We start from the raw sequence: 14,934 nt of genomic DNA, 5'->3' as shown, positions 1-14,934 counted from the left end.
CCGGCAGATTGCATCGGAACGCACATGCCGGCCGCAGGGCGGCTCGTGAAAGCCGCGGCATACCGATGCACGTCCGCCCCCGAACGAGCGGCGCCAGCCGCCCCTTCCGCCCCGATCCTTCGTCCCGCGCTTCTCATCCAACCGCACTCCCTCTTCTGCATTGTGCTTGTAGGAGAACTGCCGACCGTTTTCCCGACCGCACGGTCGGCGAAAGCTGAGTGTAACGGACGCTTTTTGCGCACGCCAACCGGGTAAGCCCGGACGGCATGCGCACGGCTGCGCGCCGACAGCGATCGACCGGCAGGAATGGATGAAATCGGGGGACGGGATGACGCGCGAGTGACGCGAGGCAGAACACGGGCGCGCGGAACACAGCGCGATTCGCCTGCACCGTCGATGGAAATTCGTGCACCAAATGAAAAAGCGCTGTTGGATTCCGTCCAACAGCGCTTTAGGGTCCGGGCACTTTGTGCCTCGATTGTCTCCTCGTTCTCCACCTGCAAATTCGTTTCGCGGTGCATCAGAACTGAAGTGAATCTTAAAGAGGCTTAAGCACCACGGCAACTTAGCATTTACCCCTATGGTGCATCGCCGCACGAAAATGGGGCAGCAGCCAGCCGCGCGGTGCCGCCCCGAGCGCGCTGCGACGCGCTTCACGAGCATGCCGGATGGTGCTTCGCATCAACCCGCGGCGACGTGCACGGCATGCGCTCAGGAGGCCCTGAGCGGCTTGATCCGCGCGACCATCTCGCCGACGATGCCGCGCCGGAAGGCGAGCACGCACACGATGAAGATCAGCCCCGTGACGATCGTCGCCGATTCGCCGAGCGAATGGAACCACGCGACGCCCGTCGTCGACGCGAGCCATTCGCCGATGTCGCCGAGCCGGTCTTCGAGCGCGACGATCAGCGCGGCGCCGAGCAGCGGCCCGAACAGCGTGCCCATGCCGCCGACGAGCGTCATCAGCACGACCAGGCCCGACATCGTCCAGTACGCGTCCGACAGCGTCTCGAAGCCGAGCACGAGCACCTTCAGCGAGCCGGCCAGCCCCGCGATGCCCGCCGACAGGATGAACGCGAGCAGCTTGAAACGGTCGGTGTCGTAGCCGAGCGAGATCGCGCGCGCCTCGTTCTCCTTGATCGCGACGAGCACCTGGCCGAACGGCGAATGCACGACCCGCACGATGAACGCGCACGCGGCGACGACCACCGCCACCACGACGTAGTACAGCGCGACGTCGTTCGACAGGTCGAGCAGCCCGAACAGGTGGCCGCGCGGCACGCCCTGCAACCCGTCTTCGCCGTGCGTGAACGGCGCCTGCAGGTAGATGAAATAGACCATCTGCGCGAACGCGAGCGTGATCATCGCGAAGTAGATGCCCTGCCGGCGGATCGCGAACAGCCCGACGACGAGCCCGAGCAGCGTCGCGGCGACGGTGCCGACGAGCACCCCGAGTTCCGGCGTGAAGCCGAGCGTCTGCATCGAATAACCGGTCGCATAACCGGCGGTCGCGAGGAACATCGCATGGCCGAACGACAGCAGCCCCGTATAACCGATCAGCAGGTTGAATGCGGCCGCGAACAGCGCGAACGTGAGCACCTTCATCACGAACACCGGGTACGCGCCGATGAACGGCGCGGCGAGCAGTGCGGCAAGCAGCACGCCGTAGAGCACTTTTCTCTGCATCATTTTTCCTTGCCGAAGAGGCCCGCCGGGCGGAACAGCAGCACGATCGCCATGATCACGAACACGACGGTGGCCGACGCTTCGGGGTAGAACACGCGCGTGAAACCCTCGATCACGCCGAGCATCAGGCCCGTGACGATCGAGCCGAGGATCGACCCCATCCCGCCGATCACGACCACCGCGAACACGGTGATGATCATCGGCTGGCCCATCAGCGGCGACACCTGGATCACCGGCGCGGCCAGCACGCCCGCGAACGCCGCGAGCGCGACGCCGAAGCCGTAGGTGAGCGTGATCATCATCGGCACGTTCACGCCGAATGCCTCGACGAGCTTCGGGTTCTCGGTGCCCGCGCGCAGATAGGCGCCGAGGCGCGTCTTCTCGATCACGAACCAGGTCACGAGACACACCGCGAGCGACGCGACGACCACCCACGCGCGGTAGTTCGGCAGGAACATGAAGCCGAGGTTGGTGGCGCCGGACAGCTGCGACGGCACGTCGTACGGCTGGCCGGACGAGCCGTAGATCGACCGGAACACGCCCTCGACGACCAGCGTGAGCCCGAACGTGAGCAGCAGCCCGTACAGGTGATCGAGCTTGTACAGCCAGCGCAGCATCGAGCGCTCGATCAGGATCCCGAACGCACCGACGACCAGCGGCGCGATCACGAGCATCGCCCAGTACGGCAGCCCGAAGTACGACAGGCCCATCCACGCGAGCATCGCGCCCAGCATGAACAGCGCGCCGTGCGCGAAGTTGATCACGTTGAGCAGCCCGAAGATCACCGCGAGCCCGAGGCTCAGGATCGCGTAGAACGAGCCGTTGACGAGCCCGAGCAGCAACTGGCTCAGCATCGCCGGCAACGGAATGCCAAAGATTTCCATCGACTTAGCCGTCAGTATGAGTTTCGTTGCGCGCGCAACCTTCCAGGGACACGCACGCGGGCGGCGCAGCGGGGCACATCGCTGCGGCCGCCACCGTGCGGCGCGCAACTCGCGCGCCGCCAAGCCCCGCTTACTTCCACAACGCGCAGCGCGATTCCTGCTTGGTCCCGAACGCCTGTTCGCCCGGAATCGTCGCGAGCACCTTGTAGTAATCCCACGGCTCCTTCGATTCAGCAGGCTTCTTCACTTCCATCAGGTACATGTCGTGAATCATGCTGCCGTCCGTGCGGATGTAGCCCTTCGCGTAGAAGTCGTTGATCTTGATCTTCTTCAGCTCGGCCATCACCTTGTCGGAATCGGTCGTGCCGGCAGCCTGGACCGCCTTCAGGTAGGTCGTGACCGACGAGTAGTCGGCCGCCTGCAGGCTCGACGGCATCTTCTTCATCTTGCCGAAGTAGCGTTGCGCCCACTGGCGCGACGCCGCATCGCGGTTCCAGTACCAGCTGTCGGTCAGCACGAGGCCCTGCGTCGTCTCGAGGCCGAGGCTGTGCACGTCGTCGATGAACATCAGCAGCGCGGCGAGCTTCATCGTCTTCGTGATGCCGAACTCCTTCGCGGCCTTGATCGAGTTGATCGTGTCGCCGCCCGCGTTCGCGAGGCCGAGGATCTGCGCCTTCGACGCCTGCGCCTGCAGCAGGAACGACGAGAAGTCCGACGCGGACAGCGGGTGACGCACCGTGCCGAGCACCTGCCCGCCGTTCGCCTTCACGACATCCGACGTGTTCTTCTCGAGCGCCTTGCCGAACGCGTAGTCGGCGGTCAGGAAGAACCAGCTCTTGCCGCCCTGCTTCACCACCGCCGAACCGGTGCCCTTCGCGAGCGCCATCGTGTCGTATGCGTAGTGGACCGTGTACGGCGTGCACTGCTCGTTCGTCAGCGTGTCGGCGCCCGCGCCGATGTTGATGTAGACCTTCTTCTTCTCGCCCGCGACCTGGTTCATCGACAGCGCGGTGGCCGAGTTCGTGCCGCCGACCAGCAGGTCGAGCCCGCCGCGGTCCATCCATTCGCGCGCCTTCGACGCGGCGATGTCGGCCTTGTTCTGGTGGTCGGCATAGACGACCTCGATCGGCTTGCCGAGCACCTTGCCGCCGAAATCGGCGACCGCCATGCGGATCGCCTCGAGGCCGCCCTGCCCGTCGATATCCGCGTAAAGCCCCGACATGTCGGTGATGAAGCCGATCTTCACGGTATCCGCCGCGTGTGCGGCGCCGGCGGTGAACGCGGCGGCCGCGAGCGCGAGACAGGCCTGTGCGAGGGTCTTCATTTTCATTGACGTCTCCTGTTGTTCTGATGCGTTGTGGTTGTTCGAAGCCGCCACGGCTAGCGGCGAGAGAGACGGGGCGGCGTCACACCCCGAGCAGGTCGTGCAGGGTCGGCATCTTGCTTTCCAGTTCGGCCGCCTGGAAATGTTCGACGATGCTGCCGTGCTCCATCACGTAGAACCGGTCGGCGAGCGGCGCCGCGAAGCGGAAATTCTGTTCGACCATCACGATCGTGTAGCCGCGCGCCTTCAGCGCGACGATCATCCGCGCCAGCGACTGCACGATCACCGGCGCGAGGCCTTCGGAGATCTCGTCGAGCAGCAGCAGGTTCGCGCCGGTGCGCAGGATCCGCGCGACCGCGAGCATCTGCTGCTCGCCGCCGGACAGCCGCGTGCCCTGGCTCTGCCGGCGCGATGCGAGGTTCGGGAACATCGTGTAGATCTCGTCGATCGACATCGCGTGATCGCGCGGCCCGATCGGCGGCGGCAGCATCAGGTTCTCCTCGCACGACAGGCTCGAGAAGATCCCGCGCTCCTCCGGGCAGTAGCCGACACCGAAATGCGCGATGCGGTGTGTCGCGAGGCCGATCGTCTCGTTGCCCGCGACCTTGATCGACCCGCTGCGGCGGCCCGTGAGGCCCATGATCGCGCGCAGCGTCGTCGTGCGGCCCGCGCCGTTGCGGCCGAGCAGCGTGACGACCTCGCCGCGATGCACCGTCAGGTCGACACCGTGCAATATGTGGGATTCCCCGTACCAGGCCTCCAGGCCCGTGATCTCCAGCGCGGGCGTACCGCTTTCGACGCCGCTCAATTCGCGTTCCTCCCGTTCGCTGTGCTTCATGCGTGCGCCCCCGCGAGCGCCGCGTCGGCGCTGCCCATGTAGGCTTCGATGACGAGCGGATTCTTCGACACTTCCGCATACGAGCCTTCCGCCAGCACCTCGCCGCGTTGCAGGACGGTGATCGTGTCGGAGATGCCCGCGATCACGTTCATGTTGTGCTCGACCATCAGGATCGTGCGGCCGCTCGCGACCTTCTTGATCAGTGCGGTCACGCGATCGACGTCCTCGTGGCCCATCCCTTGCGTGGGCTCGTCGAGCAGCATCAGCTCGGGCTCCATCGCGAGCGTGGTCGCGATCTCCAGTGCGCGCTTGCGGCCGTATGCGAGTTCGACGGTCGGCACCTGCGCGAAATCGGTGAGGCCGACCTGCGTGAGCAGATCCATTGCGCGGTCGTCGAGCCGCTTGAGCGTGCGTTCGCTGCGCCAGAAATGGAATTCGGTGCCGAGCGCGCGCTGCAGGCCGATGCGCACGTTCTGCAGTGCGGTCAGGTGCGGAAAGACGGCCGAGATCTGGAACGAACGGATGATGCCGCGCCGCGCAACCTGCGCGGGCCGCTCGTCGGTGATGTCGATCCCGTTGAAGACGATCTGGCCGGCCGTCGGTGTCAGGAATTTGGTGAGGAGGTTGAAGCAGGTTGTCTTGCCCGCGCCGTTCGGTCCGATCAACGCATGGATCGCACCGCGACGCACACGCAGGTTCACGCCGTTGACGGCCGTGAAACCCCTGAATTCCTTGGTCAGTCCGCGTGTTTCCAGAATCGTGTCGCCGAGAATCATGTTCCCTTCCGTACGAAGTCAGGCGAAGCACCGGGAAGATTCGCGCGAAGCGGCCGCGAAACACGTCAGCGGATGAGCAGGCTGCCCCGGGCGCCGTGTTACGCCTCGAGGGTGGTCTCCCGCGCCGACGCGTATGCACACTGCGCCACATTGTCTCGCCGTTGGTGCAGTGCAATCATCGGGATTTGCACTTATAGGGCTGGCCGCCATGTCGCACGCGGCTGTGCACGGTTTTTCGCCACGTTTTTTTGACACGTGCATCATCGACCGTTGCCTCTTCGCACGGCGCGGCAGGCACGCAGACTGCGCGGCTTGCATGGATCTTGCCGGTGAAGCGACGCAATCGACACGATCGGCACCGGCAGCTTGTTTCGCATATCGAATCAGCGGGCGTCATCATGACGGCCCGCTGTCGTGCGTGTCAGCGTTCCGTCACGCGGCCGTCGCCGCGGGCTCCGTTCGCACCGTCGTCGCTTCGCGCGCCGCGCGGCGATCGGCACGGATCATGTCGCTCGCGCGCTCGGCGATCATCAGCGTCGGCGAATTGGTATTGCCCGATGTAATGAAGGGCATCACCGACGCATCGACGATCCGCAGCCCGGCAATCCCGCGTACGCGCAGCCGGCTGTCGACGACCGCACACTCGTCGTCGGCCCGCCCCATCCGGCAGGTGCCGACCGGGTGGAAGATCGTCGTGCCGACGGCGCCCGCCGCGTCGATCAGCTCGGCTTCGCTGCGGTACTGCGTGCCGGGCAGGATCTCCTCGGGCCGATAACGCGCGAGCGCCGGCGCGGACGCGATCCGGCGCGTGAGGCGCAACGCATTCGCGGCGACGTGGCGATCGTGGTCGGTCGACAGATAGTTCGGCGCGATTGCGGGTGCGACACCCGGATCGGCGCTCGCGACATGCACGCTGCCGCGCGACGTCGGCCGCAGATGGCACACGGACGCCGTAAATGCATTGAAGCTGTGCAGCGGCTCGCCGAAACGTTCGAGCGACAGCGGCTGCACGTGGTATTCGAGATCGGGGCGCGTGAGTGCCGGATCGTCGGGATCGGATTTCGCGAATGCGCCGAGCTGCGACGGCGCCATCGACATCGGCCCGCGCTGCAGCAACGCATATTCCGCGCCGATCATCAGCTTACCCCACCAGTGCGCGGACAGCGTGTTGAGCGTGCGCACGCCTTCGACGCGAAACGCCATCCTCAATTGCAGGTGATCCTGCAGGTTTTCGCCGACGCCCGGCAGATCCTGTACGACGTCGATGCCGAGCGCCTGCAGCCGCCGGCCGTCGCCGATGCCCGACAGTTCGAGCAGCTGCGGCGAATTCACGGCGCCGGACGTCAGCAGCACCTCCGCGCGCGCCCGTGCAACGTAATCGGTGCCGCCGCCGCGATATTCGACGCCGACCGCGCGCCGCCCGTCGAAAATCACGCGCTGCGCGTGCGCGCCGGTGATCACGGTCAGGTTCGGGCGCGCCATCGCGGGCCGCAGGAACGCCTTCGACGTATTCCAGCGCACGCCGCGCTTCTGGTTCACCTCGAAATAACCGACCCCGGAATTGTCGCCGCGGTTGAAGTCGTCGGTTGCCGGGATGCCCGTCTGCTGCGCGGCCTGCGCGAACGATTCGAGGATCTCCCAGCGCAGCCGCTGCTTCTCGACACGCCAGTAACCGCCCGCGCCGTGTGCGTCGCTCGCGCCCGCATGGTGATCCTCGCTGCGCTTGAAGATCGGCAGCACGCTGTCCCACGACCAGCCGGCGTCGCCGGTTTCCTGCGCCCAGCTGTCGTAATCCTCGCGCTGGCCGCGCATGTAGATCATCCCGTTGATCGACGAGCAGCCGCCGAGCACGCGGCCGCGCGGATACGACAGTGCCCGGCCGTTGAGCGCCGCTTCGGGTTGGGTCTTGTACAGCCAGTCGGTGCGCGGGTTGCCGATGCAATACAGGTAGCCGACCGGGATGTGGATCCAGTGATAGTCGTCCTTGCCGCCTGCTTCGAGCAGCAGCACGCGGATGTCGGGATCCTCGGTCAGGCGGTTCGCGAGCACGCAGCCCGCGGTGCCCGCGCCGACGATCACGTAGTCGAATTCGCCTTCGAGCGTGCGTGGAGTACTCACGGCGTGTCCCCTTCTTCGTTGTTGTGCGCCGCGCGGCGCGGTGCCGCGCGCATTTTCAGCATAGTGCGTCGCGGCCCGCGCTGGCGGCCGGGCGACACGACCGATGAAGCGTACTCCCGCCGCCGGCTGGCGATCCAATGAGTTATGCTGAACTGCGTTATAAGCCGCGCTCATATCACGACGATGGATCTCACCCTGCTCCGTGCGTTCGCGACGGTCGCACGCGAAGGCAACCTGACACGCGCCGCCGTGCAGCTGCACCTGACGCAGCCGGCCGTCAGCCTGCAGATCAAGCATCTGCAGGAAACGCTCGGCGTCACGCTGTTTACGCGCACGTCGCGCGGGCTCGCGCTGACGCGCGACGGCCAGACCCTGCTGCCGCATGCGGAACGCGCGCTCGCCGCGGCCGCCGACGTACAGCGCGCCGCTGCTGCGCTGCGGCACGAGGTGCGCGGCCGGCTGCGGATCGGCACGATCCTCGATCCGGGCTTCCTGCGGCTCGGCGGCTTCCTGCGCGCGCTCGTCGAAACCCATCCGCAGATCGAAACCGCGCTGCGGCACGGGATGTCGGGGTGGGTCATCGAACAGGTGCGCACGCAGGCGCTCGACGTCGGCTACTACATCGGCCGGCCAGGCGAGGACGATCCGCTCGACGGCGCACTGTTCCACACCGTCACGCTCACGCAGTTCGAGTACCGCGTGCTCGCGCCGGCCGGATGGAAGGAGCGCGTACAGCGCGTGAACGACTGGCGCTCGCTGGCCACGCTGCCGTGGATCTGGACGCCGCCGGCATCCGCGCACCACCGGCTGCTGTCGCGGCGCTTCGCCGACGCCGGCGCGCAGCCGCTCAAGGTTGCCGAGGTCGACCAGGAGCAGTCGATGCTCGATCTCGTCAAATCGGGCATCGGATTGACGCTCGCGCGCGACTCGACCGCGCTGGCCGAAGCGCACGCGCATGCGCTGACGATCGTCGAACGCGTGACGGTGCCGACCGAACTGACGTTCGTGACGCTCGCCGAGCGGCGCGACGAACCGGCAATCGCGGCGGCGCTGCGGCTGATCGAAGCGCAATGGGCGATATGAGCGGCGCTGATGAAAGTGCGCGTTCCGGGCATCGGGCATCGGGCGTCGGGCATCCCGCTGCCGGGCACGACACGCGTCATCGCGCCGCACCCCGCCCCTGCCGTCACGCCACCGTCTCCGCGTTTTTGCTAGATTGTGCGTTCGCACACCGCGAGACCCCGATTGAAGGAGACCCGCATGGCCCGCAACATCGAGATCAAAGCCCGCGCCCGCGAATTCGACCAGCTGCGCGAACAGGCGGCCAAACTCGCGACCGAAGCGCCGCTCTTCTATCGGCAGCAGGATTTCTTCTATGACGTGCCGCGCGGCCGGCTGAAGCTGCGCCGCTTCGAGGACGGCACGCCGGCCGAACTGATCTTCTACCAGCGCGACGACCGCGACGGCCCGAAGGCGTCGTACTACACGCGCAGCCCGGTGACGAACCCCGACGCGATGCACGCGCTGCTCGCCACCGCGCTGACCACGCGCGGGATCGTGACGAAGGAACGGCACGTGTACCTGGCGGGCCGCACGCGCATCCATCTCGACCGCATCGACGGCCTCGGCGATTTCATCGAACTGGAAGTCGTGCTCGGCCCCGACGACGACGAAGCCGGCGGCGAAGCCGAAGCGCACGCCGTGTTCGCGAAGCTCGGCGTGTCGCCGGACGACCTCGTCGCGGTCGCATACGTCGACCTGCTGAACGCCGACACGCAGCCCGAAGCGGCCTGATCCGGCCCTGCGCCGGGGCGGCGCAACCCGCGCCGCCTTCGACCCTGACGCCCCGTCGCCGCCCTGTCGCCGTGTCAGGCCGCGCCGGGCGCCAGGTGCGCGAGCGGCAGCGCGCCGTTGCGCTTGAAGGTCGTCAGCACGATGTTCGAGCGCACGCTGTCGACGCCCGGCACGCGCATCAGCTTCTTCATCACGAACTGCGACAGCGCGTTCAGGTCGGGCGCGACGATTCGCAGCAGGTAGTCCGCGTCGCCCACCACCGCATGGCATTCGAGCACTTCGGGCAGCACGTCGATCTGCTGCTGGAACTGCTCGATGATCGAATCGCCGTGGTGCTTGAGCTTGAGGCTCGTGAACGCGGTGACGCCGAGCCCGAGCTTTTCGGGCCGGAGCATCACGCGGTAGCCTTCGATCACGCCGGCCGCCTCGAGCCGCTGCAGCCGCCGGCCGATCTGCGACGGCGACAGCGGCACCTCCTCGCCGAGCTGCTGATGCGTCGCGCGGCCGAAGCGCTGCAGCACGTCCAGCAGCGCGAGATCGAAGTGATCGAGTTCCAGCATGAGTATTCTCCGCATTGATTCGTTATTTGATGCGCGATTATCGCATCATCGTGCGAATCAACGCCAATATTGCGCCCATTCCGCGCGCAGCCCGCTCTACACTTGCATGGTTCACAACCGCCACGTGCAGAGCCAGATCATGTCCACCGTCGTCACCGCGAAACTGCAGGAGCAGTTCGATGCGGGCCTCGAAACCCGCGCCGATTTCACCATCGACCAGCCGCTCGCGCGATACGGCCAGGTCGACCACGCGGTGTGGAAGCAGCTCTATGCACGCCAGTCGGCGCTGCTGCGCGGGCGCGCGTGCGACGCGTTCGTCGCGGGGCTCGGGAAGATCGACCTGCCGGCCGATCGCGTCCCGTCGTTCGCCGACGTGAACCGCCAGCTGAAGCCGGCAACGGGCTGGGAGATCGTCGCCGTGCCGGGCCTCGTGCCCGACCGCGTGTTCTTCGAGCATCTCGCGAACCGGCGCTTCCCGGTCACCTGGTGGATGCGCCGCCCCGACCAGCTCGACTACCTGCAGGAACCCGACTGCTTCCACGATCTCTTCGGCCACGTGCCGCTGCTGATCGACCCGGTGTTCGCCGACTACATGCAGGCGTACGGCCGCACCGCGCTCGCGGTCGCCGACGACGAAGCGGCGCTGGCGCGGCTCGCGCGACTCTACTGGTATACGGTGGAATTCGGGTTGATCCGCGATCCGCGCGGCACGAACGGCCTGTCGATCTACGGCGCCGGGATCGTGTCGAGCAAGGGCGAAAGCCTGCACAGCCTCGAAAGCGCGGCGCCGAACCGGCTCGGCTTCGACCTCGAGCGCGTGATGCGCACGAAGTACCGGATCGACACGTTCCAGAAAACCTACTTCGTGATCGACGATTTCGCGCAGCTGTTCGCGCTCGCCGACGTCGACGGCCGCGCGCTGGCCGACCGGCTGGCGGCGCTGCCCGAGTTCGCGGCCGGCGCGGTGCTCGATACCGATCGCGTGCTGCATCGCGGCTCCGGCGAAGGCTGGCCCGACGACGCCGACGCGTGACCCGCGAACGCGCGCCGATGGTCGCCGGATGGCCGTCCCCGGATGCCCGTCGCCGGATGGCCGTCCCACAACTATGAAACAATGACCGGTGCCGGCTTCGTCGCGCGGCGCAGCCGCGCGCGGGCGCCGTTACCGAACGAGAGGTGCAAGATGATCCACAAGCTCACATCAGAAGAACGCAAGACCCGGCTCGAAGGCCTGCCGCTCTGGTCGGCCGTACCGGGCCGCGACGCGATCCAGCGCAGCCTGCGCTTCGCCGATTTCAACGAAGCCTTCGGCTTCATGACGCGCGTCGCGATCAAGGCGCAGGAAATGAACCACCATCCGGAATGGTTCAACGTGTACAACCGCGTCGACATCACGTTGTCGACCCACGACGCCGACGGCCTGACCGAACGCGACGTCGAACTGGCGCTTTTCATCGACCTTGCCGGCGCGCACGCGAAACCGGCCGCCTGACACTTTCCTCTACCGCCGCGCGTCCTTCGATGCGCGGCGCGTCAACTTTTCATTTCGATGAACGTTTTCTAGGATGTAGTCAGCGAAAGCCTTCAGCTTTCCAAGCCATCCTTAAGGCGCACGTAAGTCTCGTACGCATTCCGTGCCTTGGGGTCCAAACCTTCCAGTTGCAGCGCGCCTTGGCGCTGTACAATCAGCAGCGCATACGGCTTGGAAAGCGCGCTGGCCTCTTCGCAGAGTTTGAGTTCGTCGCCGCTCGACGGCGAGCGGGCGCGCCAGAAATTGATCGCGGCTTCTAGGTCGTTGATCGAAATATCGGACATGATTGGATTTAATCGTTCGCTGGCCGCCATGCTTGATGTCAGGTGTCGCGGCACCCCTGTGGAAACGGCGTCGTGCTGTCCGCGTGCCTGAACCGCCAACCCATTGTACTTGAGCGAACTTCATGCGACTCCTTCTGATCGAAGACGACCGCCCCATCGCACGCGGTATCCAGAGCAGCCTCGAGCAGGCTGGCTTCACCGTCGACATGGTGCATGACGGCATCTTTGCCGAACAGGCGCTGGCACAGAATCGCCACGAACTCGTGATCCTCGACCTCGGCCTGCCGGGCATCGACGGGATGACGCTGCTCACGCGCTTCCGCCAGACCAACCGCCACACGCCCGTCATCGTGCTGACCGCACGCGACGAGCTGAACGACCGGATCCAGGGCCTGAACTCCGGCGCCGACGACTACATGCTCAAGCCGTTCGAGCCGGCCGAGCTCGAAGCGCGCATCCGCGCGGTGATGCGCCGCAGCGGCCCGCACAGCGACATGCCGCGCCCGGAAGTGTCGCTCGGCGGCGTCCGCCTGTCGGGCGTCGATCGCCGCATCTTCAACGACGACAAGCCGCTCGAACTGTCGCCGCGTGAATTCGCGGTGCTCGAAATGCTGCTGCTGCGTCACGGCCGCGTCGTCAGCAAGGCCCAGCTGCAGGATCACCTCACGCACTTCGGCGGCGATCTCGGCGACACCGCGATCGAAGTCTACGTTCACCGCGTGCGCAAGAAACTCGAGCAGTGCCGCGTCGAAATCGTCACGGTGCGCGGCTTCGGCTACCTGCTGCAGGAAATCCGCCAGACGGCGAGCGTCTGAACGGCGGTGCGGCGCACCGGCCGGCCTGGCCCGCCGGCGTGCCCACCCTGCCCGCATCGCCGCCCGGCGTACGACCGCGCCGCTCCCCGTGAGCGGCGCTTATCCATTTGCCCGTCGAAATGTCACCTGATCCGGCTGTGACCACCAGCCTGCGCCGCTCGCTGCTTCGGCGCCTCGCCGCCCCGTTGTCGATGCTCGCACTGATGAGCGGCCTGATCGCCTACTGGCTCGCGTGGCAATACACGCAGCACGTGATCGACCGCTCGCTCGCCGATCTCGCGACCGCCATTTCCAAACAGATCCAGATCGCCGGCCCCGACGCGCCGTTCACGGTGCCGCCACTCGCGCAGGCGATGTTCTCCGATCCCGCCGAAGCGCTGATCTACCGGATCAGCGACGGCGAACAGGAACTCGCCGGCGATCCGAAGCTGCCGCTGCGGGGCATCAACGTGCGCCGCATGCATCACGCGTACGTGTTCGAGGCCGAATACGACAACCGCGCGGTACGGGTCGCGCAGGTGCGCGTCGACAACGTCGAGGGCGGCAAGCCGATGGTCGTCGAGGTCGCGCAGCCGGTGCGGCACCGCTACCGGATCGCGGCCGAATTCCTCGTCGCGATCATGATGCCGCTGCTGCTGCTGCTGCTCGCGGGCTGGGGCATCGTGTGGCGCGTCGTCAACCAGCAGCTCGGCCCGCTCACGCATCTGGCCGATTCGCTGAACCGGCAGACCCACACGTCGCTGGAACCGGTCGACGAAACCGAGGTGCCGCTGGAAATCCGGCCGCTGACGAGCGCGATGAACGCCCTGCTCGGCCGCCTGAAAACCGCGCTCGACGCGCAGCGCAAGTTCATCGCCGACGCCGCGCACCAGTTGCGCACGCCGCTCACGGCCGTGAAGCTGCACGCGGAGCAAGCGGCCGTTGCACGCGACCCGCACCAGACCTTCGCCGCGGTGCGCGAGCTGCGCGCGGCCGCCGACCGCGCGGTACGACTGTCGAACCAGTTGCTGTCGCTCGCTCGCGCGGAACCGGGCGAACAGGCCGCACGGTTCGTCGACGTCGACCTCGCGGCGATGGCATTCGAGACGGGCGCCGAATGGGTGCCGCGCGCACTCGCGTCGCACGTCGACCTCGGCTTCCAGCGCACCGACGATCCGGGTGACGACGAGAAGCTGGTCGTGCGCGGCAACCCCGTGCTGTTGCGCGAGGTGATCGCGAACCTGCTCGACAATGCGCTGAAGTACGTGCCGCTCGCGCGGCCGGACGGTGCGCGGATCACGGTGAACGTCGCGCGAGGCGTGCTCGAGGGCGGCCAACCGGCCGCCGAGATCGTCGTCGAGGACAACGGCCCCGGCGTGCCCGCCAACCAGCAGGCCGACCTGTTCAAGAGATTCTTCCGCGGCGACGCGCAAAACGGCAACGGCGTCGAGACGGGCGCCGGGCTCGGCCTCGCGATCGTGCACGACATCATCGCGATGCACGGCGGCACCGTATCGTACGAGGATGCGTCGGAAGGCGGCTCGCGCTTCGTGGTGAGGGTGCCGCTGGCTGCACGCACGGACAAGCCGGCCAGCGAAACCCCGGCCGCCGAGTCGACGCACTGAGCGATTCGCGGCGGGCAGCCCCTGGCCGGGCCGCGCGCCGGATGACGAAGGCGGAAAACCCGGCAGCAAGCCGCATGATGCGGCAGCCGGGCGCTGAAACGGCAACGGCAGCGCACGATGCGCCGCCGCCTGCGTCACTTCCTGTTTTTCTTGTCCTTCGAACGGGACTCGGACTTGCCGTCCTTCTTGTCCTTCTTCTTTTTCTTCTTGCCGCCGTCGTCGGGCGTCGCGAGCAGCGTGCCGCGGCACGACGTTGCGCCGCAATGGCACGCGTATTCACGCTTGAGCGACTTCGTCAGCTTCGCGTCGATCACGAGGCCGTAGTCGTAGAACAGTTCCTCTTCCGGCCCGATGTCGCGCAGTGCGTGAATGTACACGCGGCCTTTGACTTCCTCGGCTTCGCAGTTCGGTGCGCACGAGTGGTTGATCCAGCGCGCGCTGTTGCCGTCGATCTTGCCGTCGATCACCCCGCCCTCGTCCAGTGCGAAGTAGAACGTATGGTTCGGTTCGCTCGGGTCGTGCGGATGGCGACGCAGCGCTTCCTTCCACGAAATTCGTTCGCCCTTGTATTCCACTACGCGCTCGCCGGCCTTGATCGGCGCCACGGCGAACACGCCCTTGCCGTGTACTCCCGAGCGGCGCACCGCGATCCTGCGTGAACTCATCGACCGAATCCTTGTGAAAACGACTTGAATGGGGGCGGCCGCGATCGCGGCCTCG

At 66.6% G+C, this 14,934-nt stretch carries 15 protein-coding genes; 6 read left to right on the top strand and 9 right to left on the bottom strand.

The window, feature by feature from the left end; genetic code table 11:
• Positions 1-711: 711 nt before the first annotated feature.
• The 6 genes from L810_RS21645 to L810_RS21620 form a co-directional block, all read right to left on the bottom strand.
• Positions 712-1,686, bottom strand: coding sequence for a branched-chain amino acid ABC transporter permease (locus L810_RS21645; protein WP_021160430.1), 975 nt, complete (start codon positions 1,684-1,686; stop codon positions 712-714).
• Entirely contained in the window at positions 1,686-2,570 is an 885-nt protein-coding gene (locus L810_RS21640) for a branched-chain amino acid ABC transporter permease (protein WP_021160429.1), read from the bottom strand. The genes L810_RS21645 and L810_RS21640 overlap by 1 nt, the downstream gene beginning before the upstream one ends.
• A 130-nt stretch (positions 2,571-2,700) precedes the next feature.
• On the bottom strand, positions 2,701-3,900 hold the full coding sequence (locus L810_RS21635) for an ABC transporter substrate-binding protein (RefSeq protein ID WP_021160428.1): 1,200 nt from the start codon (positions 3,898-3,900) through the stop codon (positions 2,701-2,703).
• A gap of 76 nt (positions 3,901-3,976) precedes the next feature.
• Positions 3,977-4,732: an ABC transporter ATP-binding protein gene (locus L810_RS21630; protein WP_021160427.1), complete on the bottom strand. Its 756-nt coding sequence runs from the start codon at positions 4,730-4,732 to the stop codon at positions 3,977-3,979.
• Positions 4,729-5,508, bottom strand: coding sequence for an ABC transporter ATP-binding protein (locus L810_RS21625; protein WP_021160426.1), 780 nt, complete (start codon positions 5,506-5,508; stop codon positions 4,729-4,731). The genes L810_RS21630 and L810_RS21625 overlap by 4 nt, the downstream gene beginning before the upstream one ends.
• 432 nt (positions 5,509-5,940) lie before the next feature.
• Positions 5,941-7,626 carry a GMC family oxidoreductase gene (locus L810_RS21620; RefSeq protein WP_021160425.1) on the bottom strand — a complete coding sequence of 562 codons (1,686 nt, stop codon included), beginning with the start codon at positions 7,624-7,626 and terminating at the stop codon, positions 5,941-5,943.
• A 183-nt stretch (positions 7,627-7,809) separates the two neighbouring features.
• Between L810_RS21620 and L810_RS21615 the strand changes: the two genes are divergently transcribed.
• Together L810_RS21615 and L810_RS21610 are read left to right on the top strand one after the other, a co-directional pair.
• Complete coding sequence (locus L810_RS21615) at positions 7,810-8,709, top strand: LysR family transcriptional regulator (protein ID WP_042975630.1); 900 nt, start codon at positions 7,810-7,812, stop codon at positions 8,707-8,709.
• Between the two features lie 177 nt (positions 8,710-8,886).
• A complete protein-coding gene (locus L810_RS21610) occupies positions 8,887-9,420 on the top strand; it encodes a class IV adenylate cyclase (RefSeq protein ID WP_021160421.1) in 534 nt (177 codons plus the stop codon).
• 74 nt (positions 9,421-9,494) lie between these two features.
• Here the strand turns inward: L810_RS21610 and L810_RS21605 are convergent, their stop codons facing one another.
• Positions 9,495-9,980, bottom strand: coding sequence for an Lrp/AsnC family transcriptional regulator (locus tag L810_RS21605; protein WP_006408082.1), 486 nt, complete (start codon positions 9,978-9,980; stop codon positions 9,495-9,497).
• A gap of 139 nt (positions 9,981-10,119) precedes the next feature.
• Here L810_RS21605 and phhA point away from each other — a divergent pair, with 139 nt between their 5' ends.
• Both phhA and L810_RS21595 read left to right on the top strand, forming a co-directional pair.
• Entirely contained in the window at positions 10,120-11,013 is an 894-nt protein-coding gene (gene phhA, locus L810_RS21600; RefSeq protein ID WP_042975639.1) for a phenylalanine 4-monooxygenase, read from the top strand.
• Positions 11,014-11,094: 81 nt separating this feature from the next.
• Complete coding sequence (locus L810_RS21595) at positions 11,095-11,472, top strand: 4a-hydroxytetrahydrobiopterin dehydratase (protein WP_021160420.1); 378 nt, start codon at positions 11,095-11,097, stop codon at positions 11,470-11,472.
• 92 nt (positions 11,473-11,564) lie between these two features.
• Here the strand turns inward: L810_RS21595 and L810_RS21590 are convergent, their stop codons facing one another.
• Positions 11,565-11,795 (bottom strand): DUF3717 domain-containing protein, encoded by a 231-nt coding sequence (locus tag L810_RS21590; protein ID WP_021160419.1) that lies wholly within the window; start codon positions 11,793-11,795, stop codon positions 11,565-11,567.
• 122 nt (positions 11,796-11,917) lie between these two features.
• Here L810_RS21590 and L810_RS21585 point away from each other — a divergent pair, with 122 nt between their 5' ends.
• Both L810_RS21585 and L810_RS21580 read left to right on the top strand, forming a co-directional pair.
• Positions 11,918-12,610 (top strand): response regulator, encoded by a 693-nt coding sequence (locus L810_RS21585; protein ID WP_006401494.1) that lies wholly within the window; start codon positions 11,918-11,920, stop codon positions 12,608-12,610.
• A 119-nt stretch (positions 12,611-12,729) separates the two neighbouring features.
• Positions 12,730-14,214 (top strand): sensor histidine kinase, encoded by a 1,485-nt coding sequence (locus L810_RS21580; RefSeq protein ID WP_042975628.1) that lies wholly within the window; start codon positions 12,730-12,732, stop codon positions 14,212-14,214.
• A gap of 134 nt (positions 14,215-14,348) precedes the next feature.
• On the opposite strand, the gene L810_RS21575 is transcribed toward L810_RS21580, so the two are convergent.
• Complete coding sequence (locus L810_RS21575) at positions 14,349-14,879, bottom strand: SET domain-containing protein (RefSeq protein WP_042975626.1); 531 nt, start codon at positions 14,877-14,879, stop codon at positions 14,349-14,351.
• Between the last annotated feature and the right edge of the window lie 55 nt (positions 14,880-14,934).

Origin of the sequence: Burkholderia sp. AU4i (assembly GCF_000466765.1) — a bacterium.
Classification (GTDB): domain Bacteria; phylum Pseudomonadota; class Gammaproteobacteria; order Burkholderiales; family Burkholderiaceae; genus Burkholderia; species Burkholderia cepacia.
Note: the sequence above shows the minus strand (reverse complement) of the source record. Positions and strands in the feature narration are given on the sequence as shown.

Bases quoted from the DNA above. Each gene is read 5' to 3' on its own strand.
- L810_RS21645 (WP_021160430.1), bottom strand. From the start codon at position 1,686: ATGCAGAGAAAAGTGCTCTACGGCGTGCTGCTTGCCGCACTGCTCGCC.
- L810_RS21640 (WP_021160429.1), bottom strand. From the start codon at position 2,570: ATGGAAATCTTTGGCATTCCGTTGCCGGCGATGCTGAGCCAGTTGCTG.
- L810_RS21635 (WP_021160428.1), bottom strand. From the start codon at position 3,900: ATGAAAATGAAGACCCTCGCACAGGCCTGTCTCGCGCTCGCGGCCGCC.
- L810_RS21630 (WP_021160427.1), bottom strand. From the start codon at position 4,732: ATGAAGCACAGCGAACGGGAGGAACGCGAATTGAGCGGCGTCGAAAGC.
- L810_RS21625 (WP_021160426.1), bottom strand. From the start codon at position 5,508: ATGATTCTCGGCGACACGATTCTGGAAACACGCGGACTGACCAAGGAA.
- L810_RS21615 (WP_042975630.1), top strand. From the start codon at position 7,810: ATGGATCTCACCCTGCTCCGTGCGTTCGCGACGGTCGCACGCGAAGGC.
- L810_RS21610 (WP_021160421.1), top strand. From the start codon at position 8,887: ATGGCCCGCAACATCGAGATCAAAGCCCGCGCCCGCGAATTCGACCAG.
- L810_RS21605 (WP_006408082.1), bottom strand. From the start codon at position 9,980: ATGCTGGAACTCGATCACTTCGATCTCGCGCTGCTGGACGTGCTGCAG.
- phhA (WP_042975639.1), top strand. From the start codon at position 10,120: ATGTCCACCGTCGTCACCGCGAAACTGCAGGAGCAGTTCGATGCGGGC.
- L810_RS21595 (WP_021160420.1), top strand. From the start codon at position 11,095: ATGACCGGTGCCGGCTTCGTCGCGCGGCGCAGCCGCGCGCGGGCGCCG.
- L810_RS21590 (WP_021160419.1), bottom strand. From the start codon at position 11,795: ATGTCCGATATTTCGATCAACGACCTAGAAGCCGCGATCAATTTCTGG.
- L810_RS21585 (WP_006401494.1), top strand. From the start codon at position 11,918: ATGCGACTCCTTCTGATCGAAGACGACCGCCCCATCGCACGCGGTATC.
- L810_RS21580 (WP_042975628.1), top strand. From the start codon at position 12,730: ATGTCACCTGATCCGGCTGTGACCACCAGCCTGCGCCGCTCGCTGCTT.
- L810_RS21575 (WP_042975626.1), bottom strand. From the start codon at position 14,879: ATGAGTTCACGCAGGATCGCGGTGCGCCGCTCGGGAGTACACGGCAAG.